Source organism: Sulfitobacter sp. JL08 (assembly GCF_003352045.1).
Lineage (GTDB): Bacteria > Pseudomonadota > Alphaproteobacteria > Rhodobacterales > Rhodobacteraceae > JL08.
The window spans coordinates 1,049,851-1,072,409 of the sequence record NZ_CP025815.1 but is presented as its reverse complement, the minus strand read 5'-3'; the positions used below and the strand labels follow the sequence as shown (position 1 = coordinate 1,072,409).

Below are 22,559 nucleotides of genomic sequence, written 5' to 3'. Positions count from 1 at the left end.
CGTTTTCACACCATAATTTCGCGGGGGATCGCCACCACATGGCTCGTTACATATTCATTACCGGCGGTGTCGTCTCCTCGCTTGGCAAAGGTCTGGCATCGGCCGCTTTGGGCGCATTGTTGCAGGCACGCGGCTTTTCGGTGCGCTTGCGCAAGCTTGATCCCTACCTGAATGTCGATCCCGGCACTATGAGCCCGTTTGAACATGGCGAGGTGTTCGTCACCGATGACGGGGCTGAAACCGATCTGGATCTGGGCCATTACGAACGGTTTACCGGTGTTGCCGCCCGCCAGACCGACTCGGTCAGTTCCGGGCGCATCTATTCCACCGTGCTGGAAAAGGAACGGCGCGGCGATTATCTGGGCAAAACCATTCAGGTGATCCCGCACGTCACCAACGAGATCAAGGAATTCCTGAAAATCGGTGAGGACGAAGTCGATTTCATGCTGTGCGAGATTGGCGGCACCGTGGGCGATATCGAAGGCCTGCCGTTTTTCGAGGCAATCCGCCAGTTCAGTCAGGATAAGCCCCGTGGTCAGTGCATTTTCATGCACCTGACGCTGCTGCCCTTCATCAAGGCCAGCGGCGAACTGAAGACCAAACCGACACAGCACAGTGTGAAAGAACTGCGTTCAATCGGGATTGCGCCCGATATTCTGGTCTGCCGGTCCGAAGGGCCGATCCCGGTCAAGGAACGTGAAAAGCTGGCACTGTTCTGCAATGTACGCCCCGAAAGCGTTATTGCCGCACAGGATCTGAAATCGATCTACGAAGCGCCGTTGGCCTATCACCGCGAAGGGCTGGATCAGGCGGTGTTGGATGCCTTTCAGATCACCCCTGCCCCCAAACCAAATCTGGACCGCTGGGAAGATGTGGCAGACCGGATTTACAACCCTGAGGGCGATGTGAAAATTGCCATTGTGGGGAAATACATCCAGCTTGAAGATGCCTACAAATCCATCGCCGAGGCGCTGACCCATGGCGGCATGGCCAACCGCGTCAAGGTCAACATCGAATGGGTGGACAGCGAACTGTTCGAACGCGAAGACCCCGCGCCCCATCTGGAAGGGTTTCACGCCATTCTGGTGCCCGGCGGTTTCGGAGAACGCGGAACCGAAGGCAAGATAAAGGCGGCGCAATTCGCGCGCGAACGCCAGATTCCCTATCTGGGCATTTGTCTGGGCATGCAGATGGCGGTGATCGAAGCGGCGCGTAATCTGGCCGATCTGGCCGATGCCGGATCGGAGGAATTCGACCACGAAGCCGGCAAGAAACGGTTTACGCCCGTGGTCTACCACCTGAAAGAATGGGTGCAGGGCAACGAAAAGGTAAACCGGCGGCCCGATGACGACAAAGGCGGCACAATGCGGCTGGGCGCCTATGATGCCGTGCTGAAACAAGGATCGCGCGTCGCCGAGATTTACGGTCGCTTGGATATCGATGAACGTCATCGCCACCGCTACGAAGTGGACATTCAGTATCGCAAGCAACTGGAAAAGGCGGGATTGTGCTTTTCCGGCATGTCGCCCGACGGGCGCCTGCCTGAAATCGTGGAATGGCCCGATCATCCCTGGTTTATCGGCGTGCAATTCCACCCTGAACTGAAATCAAAGCCGTTCGATCCGCACCCACTGTTCAAGGATTTCGTGCGCGCGGCAAAGGACAATTCACGGCTGGTTTAAAACGCAACGAAAAGGACCGAAGCGAAACGATGCCAAAGGGCTATTGGATAGCACATGTCGATGTGCATGATTTTGAAGCATACAAGGCCTATATCGCGGCCAACGCGATACCGCTTGCGAAATATGGCGCACGCTTTCTGGTGCGGGGCGGCACCCGCATCGAAGCGGAAGGCGAAACCCGGGAGCGCACAGTCGTGATCGAGTTTCCAAGCTATGATGCGGCTTTGGAATGCTATCATTCAGATGAATATCAAACTGCCAAAGGCCTGCGTGATCCGGTTTCGACCGGTGATCTCGTTATTATTGAAGGCTACGACAGCTAAGTCGTGCTAACATAGGCCATGACAGGTTTTCGGTTTGGCCTTTTCAGTGTTTTTCTTGCGGTTTTGCCGCGCATGGCGCTGGCGTGCGAACAGGCGATTTGCCTCGTCGATCCGGACTCTTTGGCGCTGACGCAGATCGTGACATTTGACGACATGCCCAGCAGTTTCGGACCGGGCCGTCTGGTGGATGACGTGCTGGTCACCACCGGCGTTCAGTTCGGAGAGCGGTTTGCCGGCCAGTCGCGCGATGCGCTGGGAATGTTTGATCATATCACCGGCGTGCCGCTGGCCCCGCTGGTGGCGATCAGTGGCGGGCCGGGTGAAACCCTTTCGATCACCCGAATGTCGGGCACCAATGTGTTGAACGGGTTCGGCCCCGCACGATATCCCAAGCGCGATGCCCAGGGCGAAGGCGCGATCTCGGTGCTGTTTGATCGCGATCAGGCGGCACTATCCTTTGAATTGCGCGGTGGCGAGGACGGTGTTGCAACCCTGCAATTCCTGCGCCGCGACGGCAGTATCATTCAGGATATGCAGATCAGCCCTGTCGGTGAACACGGTTTCGGCTTCGTGCGTTCGGATGGCGTGGCCGATATCGCCGGATTTGTTCTGACAAACGCAGACCCGCAGGGGCTGGCCCTTGATAATTTGCGGTTTGAACAGCCCCCCCAAATGGGCGCCCTGCATTATCCGCTGCGGGATGCGGGGTGAACTCTTGCCTGCAAGGCTGGATCGGGTAACCTGTTTTCATGCTGAACCGGATTTTCAACCGCCCGCCCGCCACACCGGCCCCATTGCCGGAACCGGATGCCCGTCTGGCGCTGGGGGCGCTCTTGGTGCGCGTCGCCATGGCCGATGGCGTCTATACCGCTGCCGAGATCGGCCAGATCGATCGCATTCTGGGCCAAAGCTATGCCCTGAAACCGATCGAGGCCGCGCGGCTGCGCGCTACCTGCGAAAAACTGGAAAAACACGCCCCCGGCACCGACGAGTTCGCCCGCCTGATCCGGCAGGAAGTGCCTTATCAGGACCGGTTGCAGATTGTTGCGGCGTTGTGGGATGTCGTTCTGGCCGACGGGGAACGCGATGATGCAGAGGAACAAACATTGCACCTGATCGAAACGACATTAGGTATTACCGCGCAGGACAGCGACGCGGCCAAACTGACCGCACTGCGCGACGCAGAAACAGGATAAGCAAGACATGTTCGGAGAATTCTTGAAACGGCTGACCCAGCCGGAACCGGCCACTCTGCCCGATGACGATGCACGGTTGGCACTGACCGCTTTGCTGGTGCGGGTGGCACGCACGGACGGGCACTATGCGCCCGCCGAGGTGGCCAACATAGATCGCATCATTGCAGCGCGCTACGGGCTGGATCAGGACGCAACTGTCGCGCTGCGTACCGCCGCAGAAACGCTGGAAACCGAAGCACCGGATACAGTGCGTTTTACCCGCGCCATCAAGGATGCCGTGCCCTATCCCGACCGTCTGGCCGTGGTCGAGGCGATGTGGCGGGTGGTACTGGCCGATGGCGTGCGGGACGATCATGAAGATGCATTGTTGCGCCTGGTGGCAAATCTGCTGGGCATCAATGACCGTGACAGCGCGATGGCGCGCCAGCGGGTCGATACACCATCATGACGGCCATGTTGGGCATGTATGACCTGCCCCATCTTCAGGCCGCGAATAACAGGTTCTGGGCCACGATCCGTTCTTGTCTGAATACCGGTCCCGACACGTTAGAGCGGTCGCGGGATTTCTGGGATATCTGGCGCGATCCGGGCATGGTGTTTGCGCAGACCTGCGGCATGCCCTACCGCACCGCTCTGCACGGGCATGTGCATCTTGTTGGCACCCCCGATTACGGCCTGCCGGGTTGTCCGCCGGGATATTACAATTCGGTGCTGGTGGCCCGCGCCGATGCACCGGGCGACACGATGGCCGATTTCTCCGGCCAGCGGTTCGCCTATAACGAAGCAGTGTCGCAATCGGGCTGGGCCGCGCCTGCGACCCACGCCGCCAAAACCGGCACGGTTTTCGGGGCCTATATTCCAACCGGCGCACATATCGCATCGGCAAAGGCTGTGGCCGACAACAATGCGGATATCGCCGCAATCGATGCGCTGACATGGGCATTGATCTGTGAATGTGAACCATGGGCCAGCCACCTGCGCGAGGTCGAGCGTACGGATCCGACACCGGGGCTGCCCTATATCACGTCCCTTGCCAATGATCCGGTTCACATACGCACCGCGGTGGAACAGGCGATCGCCATGCTGTCAGAGGCCGACCGCGCGGCCCTGCACCTGCAAGGTCTGGTTGTTATTCCGCAGGATACCTATCTGGCCGTCGCAACGCCGCCCCCGCCACCCGCCTGATGCCGCATCCTGATGCCTTTTTGACGGGCATTTCGGGCTTCCCTCCGGTCACTTTGCACCTTTCGGCATCAAATCGTCCGTTTTGGACGTTGCATTGGCGCGATTTTTCATCCCTATTACCCTGCAATCGCCGCATAACAAGATTGGCCTGCCTTTGTCCGACACCGATACCGATCCAACACCTGTGATAGAAATCAAAGGGCTGCACAAAAGCTATGGCCATCTGGAAGTTCTGAAAGGTGTCGATATCCTTGCGCATCGCGGAGATGTGGTATCGTTGATCGGGTCTTCGGGATCTGGCAAGTCGACATTGCTGCGCTGTGCCAATCTTCTGGAAGACAGCCAGCAGGGCGAAATTCTTTTCAAAGGCGAACCGGTGCTATGGCGCGGCAATGGCCACAACCGCCGACCTGCGGACCCCAAACAGGTTCTGCGCATCCGCACGAACCTGTCCATGGTATTCCAGCAGTTCAATCTGTGGTCGCACATGACAGTGCTGCAAAACGTGATGGAAGCGCCCTGTACCGTTCTGGGCCGCGAGCGTGGCGAAGTGGAAAACGCGGCACGCGGATATCTGGACAAGGTCGGAATCGGCGACAAATGCGATGTGTTTCCTGCCCAGTTGTCGGGTGGCCAGCAACAGCGGGCCGCAATCGCCCGCGCCCTGTGCATGGAACCCGAGGCGCTGTTGTTTGACGAACCGACATCGGCACTGGATCCGGAACTGGAACAGGAAGTTGTGCGCGTGATCAAGGATCTGGCCAACGAAGGGCGCACGATGCTGATCGTGACGCATGATATGAAACTGTCCGCCGATGTATCGGATCACGTTGTGTTCCTGCATCAGGGCCTGATCGAAGAACAAGGGCCGCCCGCCACACTGTTCGGCGCGCCCAAATCAGAACGATTGCAAGGGTTCCTTTCGGCAACCGTTGCAGCGTAAAAAGAACGACCAAAAAAATCAAAGTGGGAGAAAAACCAATGAAAAAACTGATACTTGGAACTGCGGCATTCGCCTTGTCCGCAACATTCGCGATGGCCGATACGGTGCGCATGGGCACAGAAGGTGCCTACCCTCCGTATAACTTCATCAACGACGCCGGCGAAGTTGACGGGTTCGAGCGTGAAGTGGGCGACGAGCTGTGCAAGCGCGCCGGTCTGACCTGCGAGTGGGTCAAGAACGACTGGGATTCGATCATTCCCAACCTGGTGTCCGGCAACTACGATACGATCATCGCCGGGATGAGCATCACGGACGAACGCGATGAAGTCATCGACTTTACGCAAGATTACTTTCCGCCCACCGATTCGGCCTATGTCGGCGCAGCCGAGGGTCTTGATGTGACGTCCGCAGTGGTTGCCGCACAAACCGCGACCATTCAGGCCGGTTACATCGCGGAAAGCGGTGCAACGCTGGTTGAGTTTGCTACACCCGAAGAAACCGTTGCCGCCGTGCGCAACGGCGAAGCGGATGCCGTTTTTGCAGACCGCGACTATCTGGCGCCGCTGGTTGAAGAATCCAATGGCGAGCTGATGTTTGTCGGCCCCAATGTTCCGCTGGGTGGTGGTGTTGGCATGGGCCTGCGCGAAAGCGACAATGAACTGCGCGACAAATTCGACGCCGCGATCACCTCGATGAAAGAGGACGGTTCGTTGAACGAACTGCTGATCAAATGGTTCGGTGAAGGCACCGCAACCTATTGATAGGAAACAGACAGGCCCGCGCTTAGCGGGCCTGTCGTTTTGGCACCCGACATGTTTTCATTTTGCACCGATCCGGACACGCTGGGCACCTTCAGGTGGTTGTCCTGCTATCTGACGACTGGCGTGCACATGTCGTTTTACATCGCTTTTTTCAAAGTGCTGTTGCTGCTGGCCATCACGGCACCTGTGGCGCTTGGCTTTGGCTTTCTGGGGGCCATGGCCGCACGGTCGCGCATTGCGCCGCTGCGCTGGTTCGGGAAAACCTATATCGCGCTGGTGCGCGGTGTGCCCGACATCGCCTTTTTCCTGTTTTTCGTCATTGCGCTGGATCAGGCCTTTGAATTCCTGCGGCACAAGGTCATGTGCCCCGACTGGGATCAGCCGATCCGCCAGGGCAGTGATTTCATCGTCTGCCAGTCCGCGAAACTGCCGCTGAGCACCGCACCGCAATGGGTACACGAGACATACGGCTTTTCGCTGGCGGTGATTACCTTTGCCATCGTGTTCGGCGCTTTTGCCGCCAACGTCCTGTTCGGGGGCATGCGTGCCGTTCCCCACGCCCAGCTTGAAACAGCCGAGGCTTACGGCATGTCGCACCGCCAGACATTCTGGCGCGTTCTGGTGCCGCAAATGTGGGTCTATGCCCTGCCCGGCCTCAGCAATCTGTGGATGGTGCTGATCAAGGCAACGCCGCTGCTGTTCCTGCTGGGGATTGAAGATATTGTCTATTGGGCCCGTGAACTGGGCGGCACCAAGACCAGCAAGTTCACCGCGTATCCTCATGGGGATTGGCGGATGTGGTATTTCCTGTTTTTGCTGGTGTTCTACCTCGCCTTTACCCGCGTTTCGGAAATTGTTCTGGAACGGCTGATGTTGAAACTGACCCATGGCCAGGCCACCGCCGGCGGTGAAGCGCAACGCAAGGCGGCTACGTCATGAGTTGCTGGCAAACCTTTCAGGATTACGCGCTGCGCTCTATCGGTATTGGCGAACGGTTGCTGCCGCGTGACAATTTCACGATTTGCGAACAGGTGACCCTGATCGGATCGGGCATGATCTGGAACGTGTATTTCGGCGTTCTGGCGTTGCTGACCGGCTTTTTCCTGGCCACGGCGCTGGCCGTCGCCAAAGGATCGGGCAACAAATGGCTGCGCAAACCTGCGGAATGGTTCATCTTCGTGTTCCGCGGATCGCCGCTGTTCATCCAGTTCTTCTTTGCGTATTTCCTGTTTCTCAGCCTGAAAGGCGTGAACCCGATCTTTGATCCGTTTACGGCCGCTTGGCTGGGGGCGCTGATCGTGCTTTTCCTGAACACCGCCGCCTATACCGGTGAAATCTTTTACGGCGCGCTGCGTTCGATCCCCAAGGGCGATATCGAAGCTGCGGATGCCTATGGGCTGTCGGGTTGGTCGCGGTTTCGCCGTATCATCTGGCCGACGATGCTGCGGCTGGCATGGCCTGCCTACACGAACGAGGCGATTTTCCTGTTTCACGCCACGACCCTTGTCTACTTCAGCGGATTTCCGGCATGGCAGCAACGCGGCGATGCGCTTTATTATGCCAGCTACTTTGCCGACAAGACGTTCAACCCGTTTGTGCCCTACCCTATTCTGGCCGGTTTTTTCATCCTGCTGACCTTGTGCATCGTCGGCTTGTTCGGACTGGCGAACAAGCATCTCAACCGGCACCTACCGTCAAATGTGCGCCAGAAACTAAAGCTGAAAGTGAACGTCATTCGCTGAATCGCGCGCCCTGGCAGCGCTGTGCCGATTGCATCCCCATAGACATTTACCGCGATGCGTGAGTATTTGAGCAAAAAAATGGGAATGGACGTCGTTTAATGGATTTGAAAAGTTATTCGACCTTTCGTGTCGCGGCCAGCGACCTGAACGGTCAGATGCGGGGCAAACGTGTGCCCGCAAGTTACGCTCGCAAACTGGACACCGGTGTCGTGCGCATGCCGCTGTCGGTGCTGAATGTCGATCTTTGGGGGGCCGACATCGAAGACAGCCCGCTGGTTTTTGCGACAGGCGATGCCGACGGCATTCTGCGCCCGACAGACCGGGGCGCGGTTCCGATGCCATGGTTGTCCAACCCCAGCGCGCTGGTGCCGATGGCGATGGAAACAGCCCCCGGCGTTCCGTTCGAAGGCGATCCGCGTAACGCGCTGGCGCGCATTGTCGCCAAATACACCGCGCGCGGCTGGTCTGTCATGGCGGCAACGGAAATGGAATTCACCCTGATCGATGATTCCGGCGACAGACCGCAGGCGCCCAGCAGTCCGGTGTCGGGCCGCCCGCTCACCAGTTCTGCAATCTTGTCCGTGGCGCAGCTGGATGCGTTTGATGATTTCTTTACCGATCTCTATAACGCCTGCGACGCCATGGAAATTCCTGCGCAGACCTCGATTTCGGAATCCGGCATGGGCCAGTTCGAGGTGACACTGAACCACCAGAACGCCATGCACGCCGCGGATGATGCGTGGCTTTTCAAGACACTGGTGCGCGGAATGGCCCGCAAACATGGCTATTCCGCCACCTTTATGGCCAAACCCTATCCCGAAGATGCCGGCAATGGAATGCATGTGCATTTTTCCGTGGTCGATGGTGACGGGCAAAACGTGTTCAGCAATGGTGGCCCCGAGGGCAGCCAGATCTTGCGCCATGCGGTGGCCGGTTGTCTGGCGGCGATGCCCGCATCGACCCTGATCTTTGCCCCCCACAGCAATTCATATGATCGTCTGGTTCCTGGCGCACATGCCCCGACGGCGGCAGCCTGGGCCTATGAAAACCGCACGGCTGCGATCCGTATCCCAAGCGGCAGCGCATCGGCGCGGCGCATTGAACACCGGGTCGCGGGCGGCGATATCAACCCCTATCTGATGCTGGCCGTTGTTCTGGGTGCGGCCATGCAGGGGATCGAGGCCGAACTGACACCCCCTGACCCGGTCACCGGAAATGCCTATGATGTTCCGGGTCTGCCGCAGCTTGCGTCGGACTGGGAAAGCGCTGTCAGTCTTTTTGAAACCGATCCGATCATTGCCGGTATCTTTCATCCACAACTGATCGAAAACCTTGTGATGACCAAACGGCAGGAAATCAAACGCATGGCCGAACTGCCATCCGAAGAGCACTGGCTGGCGACGCTGGAGCGCGTTTAATCCCTCTTGCCCGCTGAAGAAGGCTCCGCTATTCTGAATTTGATCAAATTATTGGTGACCTATGAAAATCGGCATTCTACAGGCGGGGCACACGCCTGACGACCTGATCCACAAGCTGGGTGATTATGATGTTCTGTATCCCAACCTACTGGCGGGGTACGGGCTTGACTTTCAGGCCTATCCCGTCGTGGATGGCGTGTTTCCCGATGCCGTCACCGACTGCGACGGCTGGCTGATCAGCGGATCGCGCTATGGCGCTTACGAAGATCACCCGTGGATCCCGAAACTGGAAGAGTTCGTGCGCGATATCTATGCGGATGGCCGCCCGTTGGTCGGTGTCTGTTTCGGGCACCAGATCATTGCGCAGGCTTTGGGTGGCAAGGTTGAAAAATATTCCGGTGGCTGGTCTGTCGGCTATACCGAATATGATTTTGACGGCCACAAGGTACCGCTGAACGCCTGGCATCAGGATCAGGTGGTCAAGGTTCCCGAGGGCGCAGAGGTGATTGCGCGCACGGATTTCTGCGAAAACGCCGCTCTGGTTTACGGCGATAAGATATGGTCGATCCAACCCCATCCCGAATTCACGGCTGAATTTCTGGACGGGCTGATGAAAGGGCGCGGCAAAGGCATCGTGCCCGACGAGATCATGGCCGAAGCAAGCACCAAGTTGGACAGGCCCACCGCCAGCGCCGACATCGCAGCCCAGATGGCCGCGTTTTTCAAAAAAGAGAGAACAAGATGACCGACTGGACCGATAAGCTGCCCGAGGCCGCCCGCACCTTTCTGGAGGGGCGCCGTCTGGACGAAGTGGAATGCATTATCTCGGACTTGCCCGGTATCGCGCGGGGCAAGGCCATGCCGGCCACCAAATTTGCCTACCAGAAATATTTTCACCTGCCCGACAGCATCTTTTATCAGACCATTACGGGCGATTGGGGCGAAGCCGCGGGTGAAGAGGGATTTATCGAACGCGACATGATCCTGAAACCGGACCTGAGCACGGCTTCGGCGGCACCATGGACCGGCGACTGGACGTTGCAGGTGATCCACGACGCCTTTGATCGCAAGGACAAACGCGTGCCTTACGCGCCGCGCAATGTGCTCAAGCGTGTGGTTGATCTTTATCGTGCCAAAGGCTGGGAACCGGTCGTTGCCCCCGAAATGGAATTCTATCTGGTGGCGCGCAACATTGATCCTGCACAGGAAATCAAACCGATGATGGGCAGATCGGGCCGGCCCGCCGCCGCCCGTCAGGCTTATTCGATGACTGCGGTCGATGAGTTCGGCGCCGTGATCGATGACATCTATGATTTCGCCGAAGCGCAGGGGCTTGAGATTGACGGTATCACGCAGGAAGGTGGCGCTGGCCAGCTTGAGATCAACCTGCGCCACGGCGATCCGATCAAACTGGCGGACGAGGTGTTCTATTTCAAACGCCTGATCCGCGAGGCGGCGTTGCGCCACGATTGTTTCGCCACGTTCATGGCCAAACCGATTGCCGATGAACCGGGCAGCGCGATGCACATCCACCATTCGATCATCGATATTGAAACCGGCAAGAACCTGTTTTCCGGCCCGCAAGGCGGAGAGACAGACGCATTTTTCAACTTTATCGCTGGATTGCAGAACCACATGCCGTCGGCCATCGCCGTGATGGCGCCTTATGTGAACAGCTATCGGCGCTATGTGCGCGAACACGCCGCGCCGATCAATCTGGAATGGGGCCGCGACAACCGCACTACGGGCATTCGTATTCCGCTTTCGGGGCCGGAGGCACGCCGCGTTGAAAACCGTCTGGCCGGAATGGACTGCAATCCCTATCTGGGCATCGCCGCATCGCTGGCCTGCGGCTATCTTGGTCTGATCAACGAAGAATGGCCCGACAAGCAATACAAGGGCGACGCGTATGAGGGCGAAGGCGATATCCCAAGCGTATTGGGCGACGCGCTGGATCTGTTTGACGAGGCCAAGGATCTGCACGATGTGCTGCACCCGGATTTCGCGCGGGTCTACTCGATCGTGAAGCGGGCCGAGTATCAGGAATTTCTTCAGGTGATTTCACCGTGGGAACGCGAGCACCTGTTGATCAACGTCTAAAATCCAACCGGCACCGGTGCCGCAAGACGCGCGGCGGGAGCAGGTGAGTATTTCCGGACGAATGAAGGCAAGGCGCTGTTCCCCCGGCGCCAGAGCGGAGCTGTAGCATGAACCTTTTGTATTCAAATGACAAAACAGGGACATATCCCGACAGCTGGTATGCCGCGACAGCAAATGCGCTGCCGCCTTTTGCGCCGCTTCGGGGCGAAACCCGGGCAGATGTGTGTGTGGTCGGCGCAGGGTATACCGGATTGTCGGCGGCGCTTCATCTGGTCGAGGCGGGTCTGGACGTTGTGGTTGTCGAAGCACACCGCGCCGGGTTTGGCGCGTCCGGGCGCAATGGCGGCCAACTGGGCAGCGGCCAGCGCATGGAACAGGACGGTCTGGAACGTCTGGTGGGCAAGGATGATGCGGCCAGTCTGTGGCGCATGGGAGAAGAGGCAAAGGCACTGGTCAAGGCGCTGGTGAAAAAGCACAAGATCGACTGCCATCTGAAACCGGGTGTGGCGCACACCGCATCCAGCGCGGCGGATGTGGAGCACGCGCATCGCTACGCCGAAAAGCTGCAACGCGATTACGGCTATGACGAAATCGAACCGCTGGACGAAGCGGCGTGCCATGCGCTGTGCCCGTCGCCCGATTACAAGGGCGGTACGCTGGACATGGGGGCGGGGCATCTGCATCCGCTGAATTTTGTGCTGGGTCTGGCACAGGCGGCGGCAAAAGCAGGTGCTCGCATTCATGAGTTGAGCCATGTGCATAACATCACCGAAGGGACCAAACCCATCGTACACACCGACAAGGGCCGCGTGGTTGCCGATCACGTGGTTCTGGCCTGTAACGGATATATGGGAAATCTGAACCGCAAAGTGGCGGCTCGGGTGATGCCGATCAACAATTTCATCGCAGCCACCGAACCCCTGGGCGACGATGCCGCGCAGGTTCTGACGCGGGATGTGGCGGTGGCCGACAGCCGCTTTGTGGTCAATTATTTCCGTCTGTCCCATGACAAGCGGTTGTTGTTCGGCGGTGGCGAAACCTATGGCTACCGTTTTCCACAGGATATCGGCGCGGTGGTGCGCAAACCGATGTCTATCGTGTTTCCGCATCTGAAAGACGTGAAATTCGATTATACATGGGGCGGAACGCTGGCCATTACGATGAAGCGCCTGCCCTACGTGGCGCGGGTTGCCCCCAATATCCTGTCGGCGTCGGGTTATTCCGGCCACGGCGTTGGCACGGCCACCCATGCGGGGCAACTGATGGCGCTGGCCATTCAGGGGCAGGCCAGCGGATTTGATGTCATGTCGAAGGTTCCGACACCGTCCTTTCCGGGCGGATCGATGATGCGCTCGCCGCTGCTGGTACTGGCGATGACATGGTATGCCATGCGCGACCGCATGGGCCTCTGAGCCGGTCAGCGCAAAGCCGCACATTACCTGAAATCAAGGCCAGTCCGGTTTCGCCGATGCAAGGCGAACGGGCAGTTTTTGCTTTGCACGCCCGCTACATTGTTTTATTATTTTGAAAGGTAGAATTAAGGAAAGCTGATTATGCCCCCTCTTCCCGACACCCATTCCGCCGAACCGATCCCTGAAACTGCCCGCGCCGAAATTGACCGGTTGCTGAAAACGGGCGATCTTTTTCGCTATACGGCCGATGCCGATGCGCCGGTGGCGCTGCTGGAAGCGGAATTTGCGCAAATGATGGGCAGCCGGTTTGCGCTGGCGGTATCATCGTGTTCTGCGGCGCTGTTCCTGTCTCTCAAGGCGTTGGGTCTGCCGCGGGATGCGCGCGTGCTGATCCCCGGGTTCACATTTGCCGCGGTGCCGTCTTCGGTTCTGCACGCCGATTGCATTCCGGTGTTGTGCGAGGTGGGCACGGATTATCGTATTGACCTGGCCGATTTTGAACAGCGTCTGGGGGATGACATCAGCGCCGTGATCATCAGCCATATGCGCGGGCACACGTCGGATATGGATGCCATTCTGGCGCTGTGTGAGAAAGCCGGAGTTCCGGTGATCGAGGATGCCGCCCATTCGCTGGGCACCACATGGAACGGGCGCAACATCGGAACGCTGGGGCGCGTCGGGTGTTATTCGTTTCAATCCTACAAGATGATCAACGCCGGTGAAGGCGGAATTCTGATCACGGATGATGCCGATCTTGTCGCGCGCGCCATCATCATGTCGGGTGCTTACGAACATAACTGGCAGAAACATCCGGTTCTGCAGGAGGCCTTTGCGCGCTGGCAGAACAAATTGCCGCTTTATAACCTGCGCCTGAACAACCTGAGCGCTGCAATCATTCGCCCGCAACTGGCCGAGTTGCCGCGCCGTGTGCGCGACGGGCGGCGCAACCATGATTACGTGGCCGCACAGTTGAACACATCAAAGTGGATGCAGGTGCCTGATGCCCTGCCCCCGGAAAACCGCGCGCCGGATTCGATCCAGTTCAATTTGTCGGGTTTGTCGGATGACGAAGTGCGCCATTTCGTGCAGATCGCAGGGGCAAACGGGGTCAAGGTGCAGGTGTTTGGCCTGTCGGCAGACAACGCGCGCGCATTCTGGAACTGGCAGTTTGTCGCGGATCTGCCGGATTTGCCGCAGACCCGCTCCATGTTGATGCGGGCCTGTGATGTGCGCCTGCCGGTTCAATTGCGGCAAGGCGATCTGGACGCGATTGCCGGCGTCCTGCTGAACGCAATTACCGAAACCATGGGGCCAGTGTTGGGGTCGGTGCGCGCCTATGGCACCTGAAAGGCCTGCCGTCAGTTACTTCAGGCGCGACAGCTTTTCCTGAAGTTCGGCCAGCTGCTTTTTGATCGCATCGAGGTCTTCGGTTTCTTCCGCCTCTTCCGGTGCGGGGCCAGAGGCAGCACCGGTCCATTTGTCAGACATGCCGCCTGTCATGGCCTTGATGAATGCCTTTTGCTGTGCCTGCATCGCATCAAACCCGGGCATTTTCGCCATCGGGTTCAGAGTGGTCATGTTTTCAACCATTTTGGATTGGCCATCGCGCAGCATGTCAAATGACGCTTGCAGAAATTGCGGCACCACAGACCCGCCCGGCAGCATGTAGCTGCGCACTAAATCGGTCAGCACATCAATCGGCAATACGCTTTCACCGCGGCTTTCGTGTTCGGCAATGATTTGCAGCAGGTACTGGCGCGTCAGGTCGTCGCCGGATTTCAGGTCCACGATCTGCACCTCGCGTCCGGCGCGGATGAATCCTGCGATATCTTCCAGCGTCACGTAATCGCTGGTTTCGGTGTTATACAGCCGTCGGCTTGCGTATCTTTTGATGAGCAGGGGTTTATCTGTCTGTGTCACGCGCCAACCTTTCCCAAATGCAGCACTGCGGCATAGCCTAGGACAGGTGCGGTGGAATTGAAAGAGCGTGTCGTACTGGCGGACCTGTGATTTAAGTCAGTCTGCAAAAAAGAAAGGGCGAACCAGAAGGTTCGCCCCCGCAATCGCGTCCTCGGGAGGAAGAACGCTGATCAGCGTTCTTATTTTGCAGTTGCAGCTTTCTTGGCAGCTGCAGTCACTTCGCCTGTGGCTTTTTTGACTGCGGCAGTTGCATCTTCCGAGATGTCTTTGCCAGCGGCCATCATCAGCTCAACTGTGTCCATCTGAACTTTTTTCGCGATTTCAGCGAAAGCGGCCATGTTTTCAGCAGCAACTTCGGCAGAAGCGGATGCGAAATCGGTCATTGCTTTGGCGTAATCGGCAGGCTCTGCTTTGACTTTCGACATTTCAGCCAGTTTGGCCAGAGTGTCTTTTGTCCATTTGCTGGAAATCTCGGTGGATTTTTCAGCAGCGTTCAGAGCAACGCCCGACAGTTTTTCGTTCAGCGATGCTGTTGTCTTGAATGCGTCTTCCATTGCAGCTGTGTCGACCGGGAATGCGCCCATCATGTCTTTCAGAACTGCTGTCATGTCTTGTGCTTTAGCCATTGTCTTAATCCTTTGTCTCTATGTCCGGGCCAGCCCCGTTTCGTCTTGATGACAAAGATATACTTGCTGCGGCGCAGCATTTCAAGTATTTTTTGCTGCATCGCAGCATAAATATTAAAATATTATTGAAATCAAGAACTTGCCTTGATCTCCACATAGGTTCCCGGCGCTGCGGCCAGAACAGGATGATCCGAATCCCCGACTTTTCGGGCCGAAACCATCTTGCCGGACCGTTTCGCCAGCCACCCTTCCCACCGGGGCCACCATGATCCTTCGTGGAAATCCGCGCCTTTCAGCCAGGCATCGTGATCAAGATCCAGATCAGGATTGGTATAGTGGCCGTATTTGTTTTTTGTGGGCGGATTGACGATGCCGGCGATATGGCCCGACTGGGTCATGATAAAGGTCTTGTTCTTGGATCCCATCTGCTGGACCCCGCGATAACAATCCTTCCATGCCGCGATATGATCGGTTTCACACGCGATGGAACACAGCGGCACATCGACATCTTTCAGATGCAGTTTGGTATCGAACAATTCAAACCCGTCTTCGGCCAGTGCGTTGTTCTGGCAAAGACCGCGCAGATATTGCACCGCCATCCTGCCGGGCAGGTTCGCACCGTCGCCGTTCCAGTACAGAAGATCAAATGCCGGCGGGGCCTCGCCCATCATGTAGCTTTTGATCGCGGGTGTATAAATAAGGTCGGTCGAGCGCAGGAAACTGAAGGTCCGTGCCATCACGAATGAAGGCAGCATGCCTTTGTCGGCCACCTCGGCCTCGATACCGTCTATGAAATCGTCTTGCAGGAACGGGGTAAATTCGCCCTGATCCGAAAAATCGGTAAGCGCCGTAAAGAAGGTTGCCGACTTGATCGATTTGTCACCGCGCTGTTTCAACAGCGACAGCGTCAGCGCCAGCGTAGTACCCGCGATGCAATAGCCGACCGTGTTGACCTGTTTTTGACCGGTGATCGCTTTGACCTCGCGAATGGCGGTCAGATATCCCTCTTCGATATACTGCTCCATCCCGACATCCTTGTATTTCGCGTCGGGGTTGATCCAGCTGACTACAAACAAGGTATAGCCCTGATCGGTGATCCAGCGGATCAGGCTGTTTTGCGCCTTGAGATCCAGAATATAGAATTTGTTGATCCAGGGCGGAAAGATGATCAGCGGAACTTCGTGAACCTCTTTCGTGGTGGGCGAATACTGGATCAGTTCCATCATCCGGTTACGGTAAATGACGCTGCCTTCGGCCGTGGCAATGTTGCGCCCCAGTTCAAATGCTTTTTCGTCTGCAAGACGCACAACCAGTTCGCCATTGTTCGCCTCAAGATCGGCAACAAGGTTTTCCAGCCCGTCGACAAGCGATTTGCCTTCGGTCTGGATGGCCTTTTCCAGCGCATCGGGGTTTGTGCCCAGAAAATTGGTGGGCGCCATCATATCGACGATCTGCTGGGTGAAATAGGTCAAACGGCGCTGTTCAACCGGATCCAGATCGCCGGCCTGTGCAACGGCCTGCTTCAGAGCTTCGGAATTGATCAGGTATTGCTGCTTGATAAAGTTGAAATAGGGATGCGTGTCCCACAGCGGGTTTGAAAAGCGGCGGTCTTTCGGGCCGGGATCGGCGGGGGCCTCGAATTTGCCATGGCTCAAGATATGTTGCGCTTCGACATAATGTTTGACCGATTTGCTCCAGAACTCCAGCTGATGCTCCAGCAACTTAGCCGGATTGTGCATCGCCTGCGTCCAGTAGGCCGTGGCCGCTTTGCTGAAAAGCTCCTGATCCGGCGCGCTTAGGGCGGGATTGCTTGGCTTCTTCTGTGACATTGCGTTGATCAAACGCTTTGACAGCTCTTCCACCTTGGTCAGGTTCTCGGTCAGCTTTTCCAGATTTTCTGCTGCAATTTCGCCACCTTCCGTGCCGATCGTATTGCCCGCGTCATTGTCTCGTGTTGTCATCTTGCCGAATCCCCCTTAACGTCGCTGCTGTGCAGCATAGCGCCGCATTCGCTGCGGGGCAAAGCGACGTATGATCCGGACGTGGTTCGCGATCAAGCAAGGAGATGGTTGATGCGCTACATGGTCACATATGACTGGATGGAAACGATCCGGAACACCAACCAGTGGATGGGGGCCTCGGCGCTGGCGATGGCATCCTACCCTGCGTTTTCGATGTTTCCCAATCCGATGATGAACATGATCGCCGCGTGGGGCGAAGTGACGGAACGCACGTTCCAGCGTATGACGGTGAAACCGGACTGGGGCATTCGCACCTTTACCGGCGAAGACGGCAAGGACCATCTGGTTAATGTCGAAACCATCGTATCGCGCCCGTTCGGCGATCTGATCCATTTCAACATCAATGGCCGCAAGCCGCGCCCGCGCAAGGTTTTGCTGGTTGCGCCGATGTCGGGCCACTATGCCACGCTGCTGCGCTCGACCGTGAAAAGCCTGCTGATCGATTGCGAAGTCTACATCACCGACTGGCACAATGCGCGCGATATTCCCGTCAGCGCCGGAAAATTCGATGTCGAAGACTACACATTGTATCTGGTCGACTTCATGCGCGAAATGGGACCGGACACACATGTGATTGCCGTATGCCAGCCCGCCCCGCTGACCTTGGCCGCCACCGCCTATCTGGCCGAACAGGACCCGGATGCGCAGCCCCGCTCGCTGACCCTGATTGGTGGCCCGATTGATCCCGATGCGACACCGACAGACGTTACAGATTTCGGCCGCCGCGTGACGATGGGCCAGCTGGAAGAAACCATGATCCAGCGGGTCGGGTTCAAGTATCCCGGCGTGGGCCGCATGGTGTATCCCGGTTTGCTGCAGCTTGCCTCGTTCATGTCGATGAACAGCGAACGCCACGGGCAGGCCTTTGTGGATCAGATTCAACGGGTCGCCAAAGGCGAAGCATCCGATCACGACGCCCATAACCGGTTTTATGATGAATACCTTGCCGTGATGGATATGCCGGCCGAATTCTACCTGTCCACGGTTGAACGGATTTTCAAAGACCGCGAAATCGCCAAGAACGAATTTATCGTTGCGGGCAAGCAGGTGGATATCGGCAAGATCACGACGGTTGCTGTCAAAACCGTCGAAGGGGCCAAGGATGATATTTCCGCTCCCGGCCAGTGCATTGCCGCGCTTGATCTGTGTACCGGCCTACCCGACAGCAAAAAAGCCAGCCATGTAGAACCCGAAGCGGGCCATTACGGCATTTTCGCAGGCAAAAGCTGGCGCAACAACATCCGCCCGCTGGTTCTGGATTTCATCGACGCCAACAGCGGCAAACCATCCAAGAAAGCCGCGAACAAGAACGCGGCGGCCTGAAAGTCAGCGCAGGATAAACGGCATTTTCAGCCAGTCCCGCAACACCTGAGTGACCGCGTCGGATTGTTCCAGCGGCGGCAGATGGCCGGAATGTTCCATGATCTGCAACTGCGCATTCGGGATCAGTTCGGCCATGAAACTGTGGCGTTTGACCGGCGTAAGCTGGTCGTGCGCGCCGCACATGATCAGCGCGGGAACCTTGCATTTGCGTAACGTGCTTTGCTGATCGCGCCGCCGCTGCAGGGCGCGCGACTGGCGTATGAACACATCCGGGCCCAGCGCCTGCGACATCTCTTTTACAATCGATAACACTTCTACCCGTTTGGGACCGGGGGCAAGGTATTCGGGCTGCAGTGTTTCAGCCATCACATCCTCAAGCCGTCCTGCTTTGGCCCGCACCATCAGGGGCTCGCGCGCGGCGGATATCTGGGGCGTGTCATCAAGCGGGCTGGTCGATATCAGCGCGATCCGCGAAACCCGCTCTGGCGCGCGGCGCAAAAGCTCCATCGCGACGATGCCCCCCATGCTTAACCCGACCAGCGCGCATTTGGCGGGCAAGGCATCCAGCAGGGACGATGCAATCTCCTCGATCCGTTCGCCTTTGGTGATGGGGGCCACCATCACCGGCGTCTGCCCCGACAAATCAAGTATTTGCGCGCCGAACACACGGGCGTCACACATCATTCCGGGCAGAAAAACGACAGGTTCGGTCATGGCCAGCCGCGATTAGAAAGGATTGGGGAAATCATGCTGTGTCCTGCGGCCCGTCATTTTTGGGGTCTTCTTGACGCCACATTGACCAATGCGCCGACCGCAGGCAAGGCCAAGCCAGCCTGTCGGCAGAAAAATGTGGATTAGGGATAGGCTATGCCGCGAAACGGTGGAAAATCGGCATAGCGCGCGCGGCGTTCATCGATCGGCTCATCAGGCGATGCCCCGGCCGCCAGCAGCTTTCCCTTGGGCGCGATATAGCTTGAAATCGTGCGGCGCGGCACCTCGCGCCAGCTTAGGTTGAATGCGGCGAGTTTCGGAAAAAAATACATATGCGAATAGGGCAGATGATCATGGATCCACCACGCGAGATCGCGCCAGTCCCGCCCTTGATCATACTGGTCGGCGAACCACGGGATCGCCAGCGATGTGCCTGCCCCCATCACGCCATTGTCCAGCACATCCCAGATGTGGTGCCCGTAATTGGCATCGTTGCGCGCACAGTTCAGATTGTTTTCGTTGCCATACCGGTTCAGCACCTGACTGCGAAACCCCGAACGGATCGCGATGCGGCCAAAGGTTTCTTCCAGCGGGTCCAGCAGTTCTGTGCACAATATTTTGCCCGCCTTGATCGCCAGATCGGGATTGTCCGGCAGGTTTGGAATACTGTGGAAATTGCCGATTTCGGAATAAAGGAAATCGCGCATGAAAAAATGTTTGCTCAAACGGGTGCGCCCGAAATTTTCAAGGCTTCTCATGCTGGCGGGCGGTTTCATTGTTCCGGATACCCCGCCCAGCGGAATGCGCCCTTGTCGGACAAGGGCGAAAACGGGTTGAACGCAACCTCCCAGATGTGGCCATCGGGATCGGCGAAATATCTTTGGTGCCCGCCCCAGAACACGTCTGATGCGGCTTTCAGGATGCGCGCGCCTGCGTTTTCTGCTGCAGACAGAACTTCTGCCACCTCATCCTTGCGACGGCAATTATACCCCAGTGTTTTCGCGCCGTGGCCCAAGTGATCAACCGGCAAGCCGATATCATCCGCCAGCGCCTGAAGCGGATAAAGCCCAAGCGTCTGACCGATCAGATCGAACACCACAATGCCGCCTTCTGCATCGGCCTGTTCCCATCCAAGGGCGGAGTAAAATGCCTGCGAAACAGCAATGTCACGCACACCGAGGGTAATCAGGCTAATCCGCTGGTCCATGTCCGTCTTCCTTGTCGCAGTATGCTAATCCGCCAGCACATCGTTGACGGCGGACACGATCAAATCCAGACACACATCGTCAGAAAACCGGTGATCCGCATCCTTCACCAGCGTCAGGCGCATATCGGGGCCAATTGCGTGATCCAGCAGGCGCAGGGCGGTTTGCGTGCTGACGGCGGTGTCTTGGGTGCCTTGCAGGAACCGCACCGGAAAAGGCAGGGCAAGCGGTGCGCGCAACACCAACTGGTCTCGCCCGTCTTCGATCATCCGTTTGGTGATGATGTAGGGCTCCATATAGTCAGAGGGCAGTTCCACATGGCCGACACTGTCCAATGCGGCCTTTTGGGCATCGCTGAAACCGGCCCAGTACCCGTCTTCGGTAAAATCCGGCGCGGCGGCGATCGTGACCAGACCGGCGATCCTTTCGGGGATGGCGCGCGCCAGCAAAAGCGATTGCCACCCGCCCATGGACGATCCGACCAGCACCAGCGGCCCGGTGGTCAGGGCGGTGACGGCAGCAAGGCTGTCTTGCGCCCAATCGCCGATACACCCGTCTGTGAACCGGCCCGAGGATTCGCCATGCCCGGAATAATCAAACCGCAAGAACGCCCGCCCCTGCGCTCTGGCCCATGCTTCAAGGTGGACCGCCTTGGTGCCTTCCATATCCGATTTCAGCCCCCCCAGAAACACGATGCACGGCCCCCGCCCCTGGGTCAGATGATAGGCCAGCGTGCGGCCCTGATCGGTCTCCAGAAATGTGGTGGCAGGCATCGGTTTCTCCTTTTGCTGCCATCATGCACGTGACCGGCCTGACCGCAATTCTTCATTGCGATATGGCCGAAAATGTGGCGAGGTATATCAAGACAGCCAAAAACCGGTAAAAAAGGGGCAAAACCCGCGCCGGTGTCTAATCGGGCAGAACAGGGGACAGGCCATGCGACTTGTCGGTAAAATCATTTTCGTCGGCATCCTTGTGTTGCTGGTGGCGGGGCTGACCGTGTGGTCGGGCCTTGCCCTGTGGTTTCGCCTTCCGATGGAAGAAACGGCCCGCATGATTGCGGCGGGGGGTGTGGGCCTGCTGGGCCTGACCACGCTGGCAGCCCAGTTTGGCAAACGCCCGACGCGCTCGCTTGCGATGTTTGCCTTTGCGATGGCGCTTATCTTCATCTGGTGGGAGTCGATCGAACCCCCTGCCGATGGCAATTGGGCCCCGGACGTGGCGCGGCAGGTCACCGGGGAAATCGACGGAGATACACTGACCCTGAACGATGTGCGCGATTTTGAATGGCGCAGCGAAGACGACAAGACGCAAAACTGGGTGCAGCGCAGCTATGATCTGACGACACTGGAAGGCGTCGATCTGTTTCTGTCCCACTGGGACGGGCCGGAAATCGCCCATTTCATTGTCAGCTTCGGGTTTCAGGACGGGCGTTATCTGGCGTGGTCCGTCGAGGTGCGGCGCGAGGTGGATGGCGGGTTTTCCCCGCTGGCGGATTTTTTCAAGACCAACACGCTGGTTCTTGTCGCCGCCGAAGAACGCGATGTGGTGGGCGTGCGCTCCAACATCCGGGGCGAAGACGTGCAGCTTTACCGGTTGAACACATCTCCCCTTGTGGCGCGCACCCTGTTGGAAGAATACGTACGCGATGCCAATTTGCTGGCGGCAACACCGCAATTCTACAACTCTGTCACCACCAACTGCACCACAACCGTGTTTCGCATGGTGCGGGCCATCGGCGTGAACATCCCGCTGGACTGGCGGTTGCTGCTAAACGGCTACCTGCCCGATTTTGCCTATGATCAGGGCGCACTGGACACGCGGGTGCCGATGGAAGAGTTGCGCGCGCTGTCCCATATTGACGAACGCGCGCAGGAGGTTGGGCTGACGTCCGGCTATTCACAAGCGATCCGTGTCGGGGTTCCGACACCGGCGCGGTAATCGTACCGGTTGACTTACCCGCAATCTGTCGCCACACAGCGCGCGAACAT

The 22,559-nt window shown here is 57.9% G+C and carries 24 protein-coding genes; 17 read left to right on the top strand and 7 right to left on the bottom strand.

Features of this window, described 5'->3' with window-relative positions:
* The first annotated feature begins 38 nt into the window (after positions 1-38).
* The 15 genes from C1J05_RS05455 to C1J05_RS05385 all read left to right on the top strand — a co-directional run bounded on the left by C1J05_RS05455 (position 39) and on the right by C1J05_RS05385 (position 14,109).
* Positions 39-1,682, top strand: a complete 1,644-nt coding sequence (locus tag C1J05_RS05455) for a CTP synthase (RefSeq protein WP_114869366.1) — start codon at positions 39-41, stop codon at positions 1,680-1,682.
* 29 nt (positions 1,683-1,711) lie between these two features.
* Complete coding sequence (locus C1J05_RS05450) at positions 1,712-2,005, top strand: DUF1330 domain-containing protein (protein WP_114869365.1); 294 nt, start codon at positions 1,712-1,714, stop codon at positions 2,003-2,005.
* Positions 2,006-2,023: 18 nt separating this feature from the next.
* Entirely contained in the window at positions 2,024-2,716 is a 693-nt protein-coding gene (locus tag C1J05_RS05445) for a hypothetical protein (protein ID WP_114869364.1), read from the top strand.
* A gap of 38 nt (positions 2,717-2,754) precedes the next feature.
* A complete protein-coding gene (locus tag C1J05_RS05440) occupies positions 2,755-3,201 on the top strand; it encodes a TerB family tellurite resistance protein (RefSeq protein WP_114869363.1) in 447 nt (148 codons plus the stop codon).
* 7 nt (positions 3,202-3,208) lie between these two features.
* Positions 3,209-3,649 carry a TerB family tellurite resistance protein gene (locus C1J05_RS05435; protein WP_114869362.1) on the top strand — a complete coding sequence of 147 codons (441 nt, stop codon included), beginning with the start codon at positions 3,209-3,211 and terminating at the stop codon, positions 3,647-3,649.
* On the top strand, positions 3,646-4,386 hold the full coding sequence (locus tag C1J05_RS05430; RefSeq protein ID WP_114869361.1) for a phosphate/phosphite/phosphonate ABC transporter substrate-binding protein: 741 nt from the start codon (positions 3,646-3,648) through the stop codon (positions 4,384-4,386). The genes C1J05_RS05435 and C1J05_RS05430 overlap by 4 nt, the downstream gene beginning before the upstream one ends.
* A 154-nt stretch (positions 4,387-4,540) precedes the next feature.
* Positions 4,541-5,329 (top strand): ABC transporter ATP-binding protein, encoded by a 789-nt coding sequence (locus C1J05_RS05425; RefSeq protein WP_114872134.1) that lies wholly within the window; start codon positions 4,541-4,543, stop codon positions 5,327-5,329.
* A 38-nt stretch (positions 5,330-5,367) separates the two neighbouring features.
* Positions 5,368-6,090, top strand: a complete 723-nt coding sequence (locus C1J05_RS05420) for a transporter substrate-binding domain-containing protein (RefSeq protein WP_114869360.1) — start codon at positions 5,368-5,370, stop codon at positions 6,088-6,090.
* A 51-nt stretch (positions 6,091-6,141) separates the two neighbouring features.
* Positions 6,142-7,029 (top strand): ABC transporter permease, encoded by an 888-nt coding sequence (locus C1J05_RS05415; protein WP_114869359.1) that lies wholly within the window; start codon positions 6,142-6,144, stop codon positions 7,027-7,029.
* Positions 7,026-7,832: an ABC transporter permease gene (locus C1J05_RS05410; RefSeq protein WP_114869358.1), complete on the top strand. Its 807-nt coding sequence runs from the start codon at positions 7,026-7,028 to the stop codon at positions 7,830-7,832. Before C1J05_RS05415 ends, C1J05_RS05410 begins: the two co-directional genes overlap by 4 nt.
* Positions 7,833-7,930: 98 nt before the next feature.
* Positions 7,931-9,250: a glutamine synthetase family protein gene (locus C1J05_RS05405; RefSeq protein ID WP_114869357.1), complete on the top strand. Its 1,320-nt coding sequence runs from the start codon at positions 7,931-7,933 to the stop codon at positions 9,248-9,250.
* Positions 9,251-9,311: 61 nt separating this feature from the next.
* On the top strand, positions 9,312-9,995 hold the full coding sequence (locus C1J05_RS05400; RefSeq protein WP_114869356.1) for a type 1 glutamine amidotransferase: 684 nt from the start codon (positions 9,312-9,314) through the stop codon (positions 9,993-9,995).
* Positions 9,992-11,350, top strand: coding sequence for a glutamine synthetase family protein (locus C1J05_RS05395; protein ID WP_114869355.1), 1,359 nt, complete (start codon positions 9,992-9,994; stop codon positions 11,348-11,350). Before C1J05_RS05400 ends, C1J05_RS05395 begins: the two co-directional genes overlap by 4 nt.
* A gap of 107 nt (positions 11,351-11,457) precedes the next feature.
* A complete protein-coding gene (locus C1J05_RS05390) occupies positions 11,458-12,762 on the top strand; it encodes an NAD(P)/FAD-dependent oxidoreductase (RefSeq protein ID WP_114869354.1) in 1,305 nt (434 codons plus the stop codon).
* A gap of 141 nt (positions 12,763-12,903) precedes the next feature.
* Entirely contained in the window at positions 12,904-14,109 is a 1,206-nt protein-coding gene (locus C1J05_RS05385; protein ID WP_114869353.1) for a DegT/DnrJ/EryC1/StrS family aminotransferase, read from the top strand.
* Positions 14,110-14,124: 15 nt separating this feature from the next.
* Here C1J05_RS05385 and phaR read toward each other — a convergent pair whose 3' ends face one another.
* The 3 genes from phaR to C1J05_RS05370 all read right to left on the bottom strand — a co-directional run bounded on the left by phaR (position 14,125) and on the right by C1J05_RS05370 (position 17,269).
* Positions 14,125-14,682: a polyhydroxyalkanoate synthesis repressor PhaR gene (phaR, locus tag C1J05_RS05380; protein ID WP_114869352.1), complete on the bottom strand. Its 558-nt coding sequence runs from the start codon at positions 14,680-14,682 to the stop codon at positions 14,125-14,127.
* A 179-nt stretch (positions 14,683-14,861) separates the two neighbouring features.
* Positions 14,862-15,308: a phasin family protein gene (locus tag C1J05_RS05375; RefSeq protein WP_114869351.1), complete on the bottom strand. Its 447-nt coding sequence runs from the start codon at positions 15,306-15,308 to the stop codon at positions 14,862-14,864.
* Positions 15,309-15,439: 131 nt separating this feature from the next.
* Positions 15,440-17,269, bottom strand: coding sequence for a PHA/PHB synthase family protein (locus C1J05_RS05370; RefSeq protein ID WP_114869350.1), 1,830 nt, complete (start codon positions 17,267-17,269; stop codon positions 15,440-15,442).
* Between the two features lie 111 nt (positions 17,270-17,380).
* On the opposite strand from C1J05_RS05370, the gene phaZ reads away from it, so the two are divergent.
* Positions 17,381-18,652, top strand: a complete 1,272-nt coding sequence (gene phaZ, locus C1J05_RS05365; protein ID WP_114869349.1) for a polyhydroxyalkanoate depolymerase — start codon at positions 17,381-17,383, stop codon at positions 18,650-18,652.
* 3 nt (positions 18,653-18,655) lie between these two features.
* On the opposite strand, the gene C1J05_RS05360 is transcribed toward phaZ, so the two are convergent.
* From C1J05_RS05360 to C1J05_RS05345, 4 genes are all read right to left on the bottom strand, one after another.
* Positions 18,656-19,366 carry an alpha/beta fold hydrolase gene (locus C1J05_RS05360; RefSeq protein ID WP_114869348.1) on the bottom strand — a complete coding sequence of 237 codons (711 nt, stop codon included), beginning with the start codon at positions 19,364-19,366 and terminating at the stop codon, positions 18,656-18,658.
* Between the two features lie 140 nt (positions 19,367-19,506).
* Positions 19,507-20,121, bottom strand: coding sequence for a hypothetical protein (locus tag C1J05_RS05355; protein ID WP_114872133.1), 615 nt, complete (start codon positions 20,119-20,121; stop codon positions 19,507-19,509).
* Between the two features lie 14 nt (positions 20,122-20,135).
* A complete protein-coding gene (locus C1J05_RS05350; RefSeq protein ID WP_114869347.1) occupies positions 20,136-20,570 on the bottom strand; it encodes a VOC family protein in 435 nt (144 codons plus the stop codon).
* Between the two features lie 24 nt (positions 20,571-20,594).
* Positions 20,595-21,341 carry an alpha/beta fold hydrolase gene (locus C1J05_RS05345; protein WP_114869346.1) on the bottom strand — a complete coding sequence of 249 codons (747 nt, stop codon included), beginning with the start codon at positions 21,339-21,341 and terminating at the stop codon, positions 20,595-20,597.
* Between the two features lie 163 nt (positions 21,342-21,504).
* Between C1J05_RS05345 and C1J05_RS05340 the strand changes: the two genes are divergently transcribed.
* Positions 21,505-22,509 carry an Lnb N-terminal periplasmic domain-containing protein gene (locus tag C1J05_RS05340; RefSeq protein WP_114869345.1) on the top strand — a complete coding sequence of 335 codons (1,005 nt, stop codon included), beginning with the start codon at positions 21,505-21,507 and terminating at the stop codon, positions 22,507-22,509.
* The last annotated feature ends 50 nt before the right edge of the window (positions 22,510-22,559 follow it).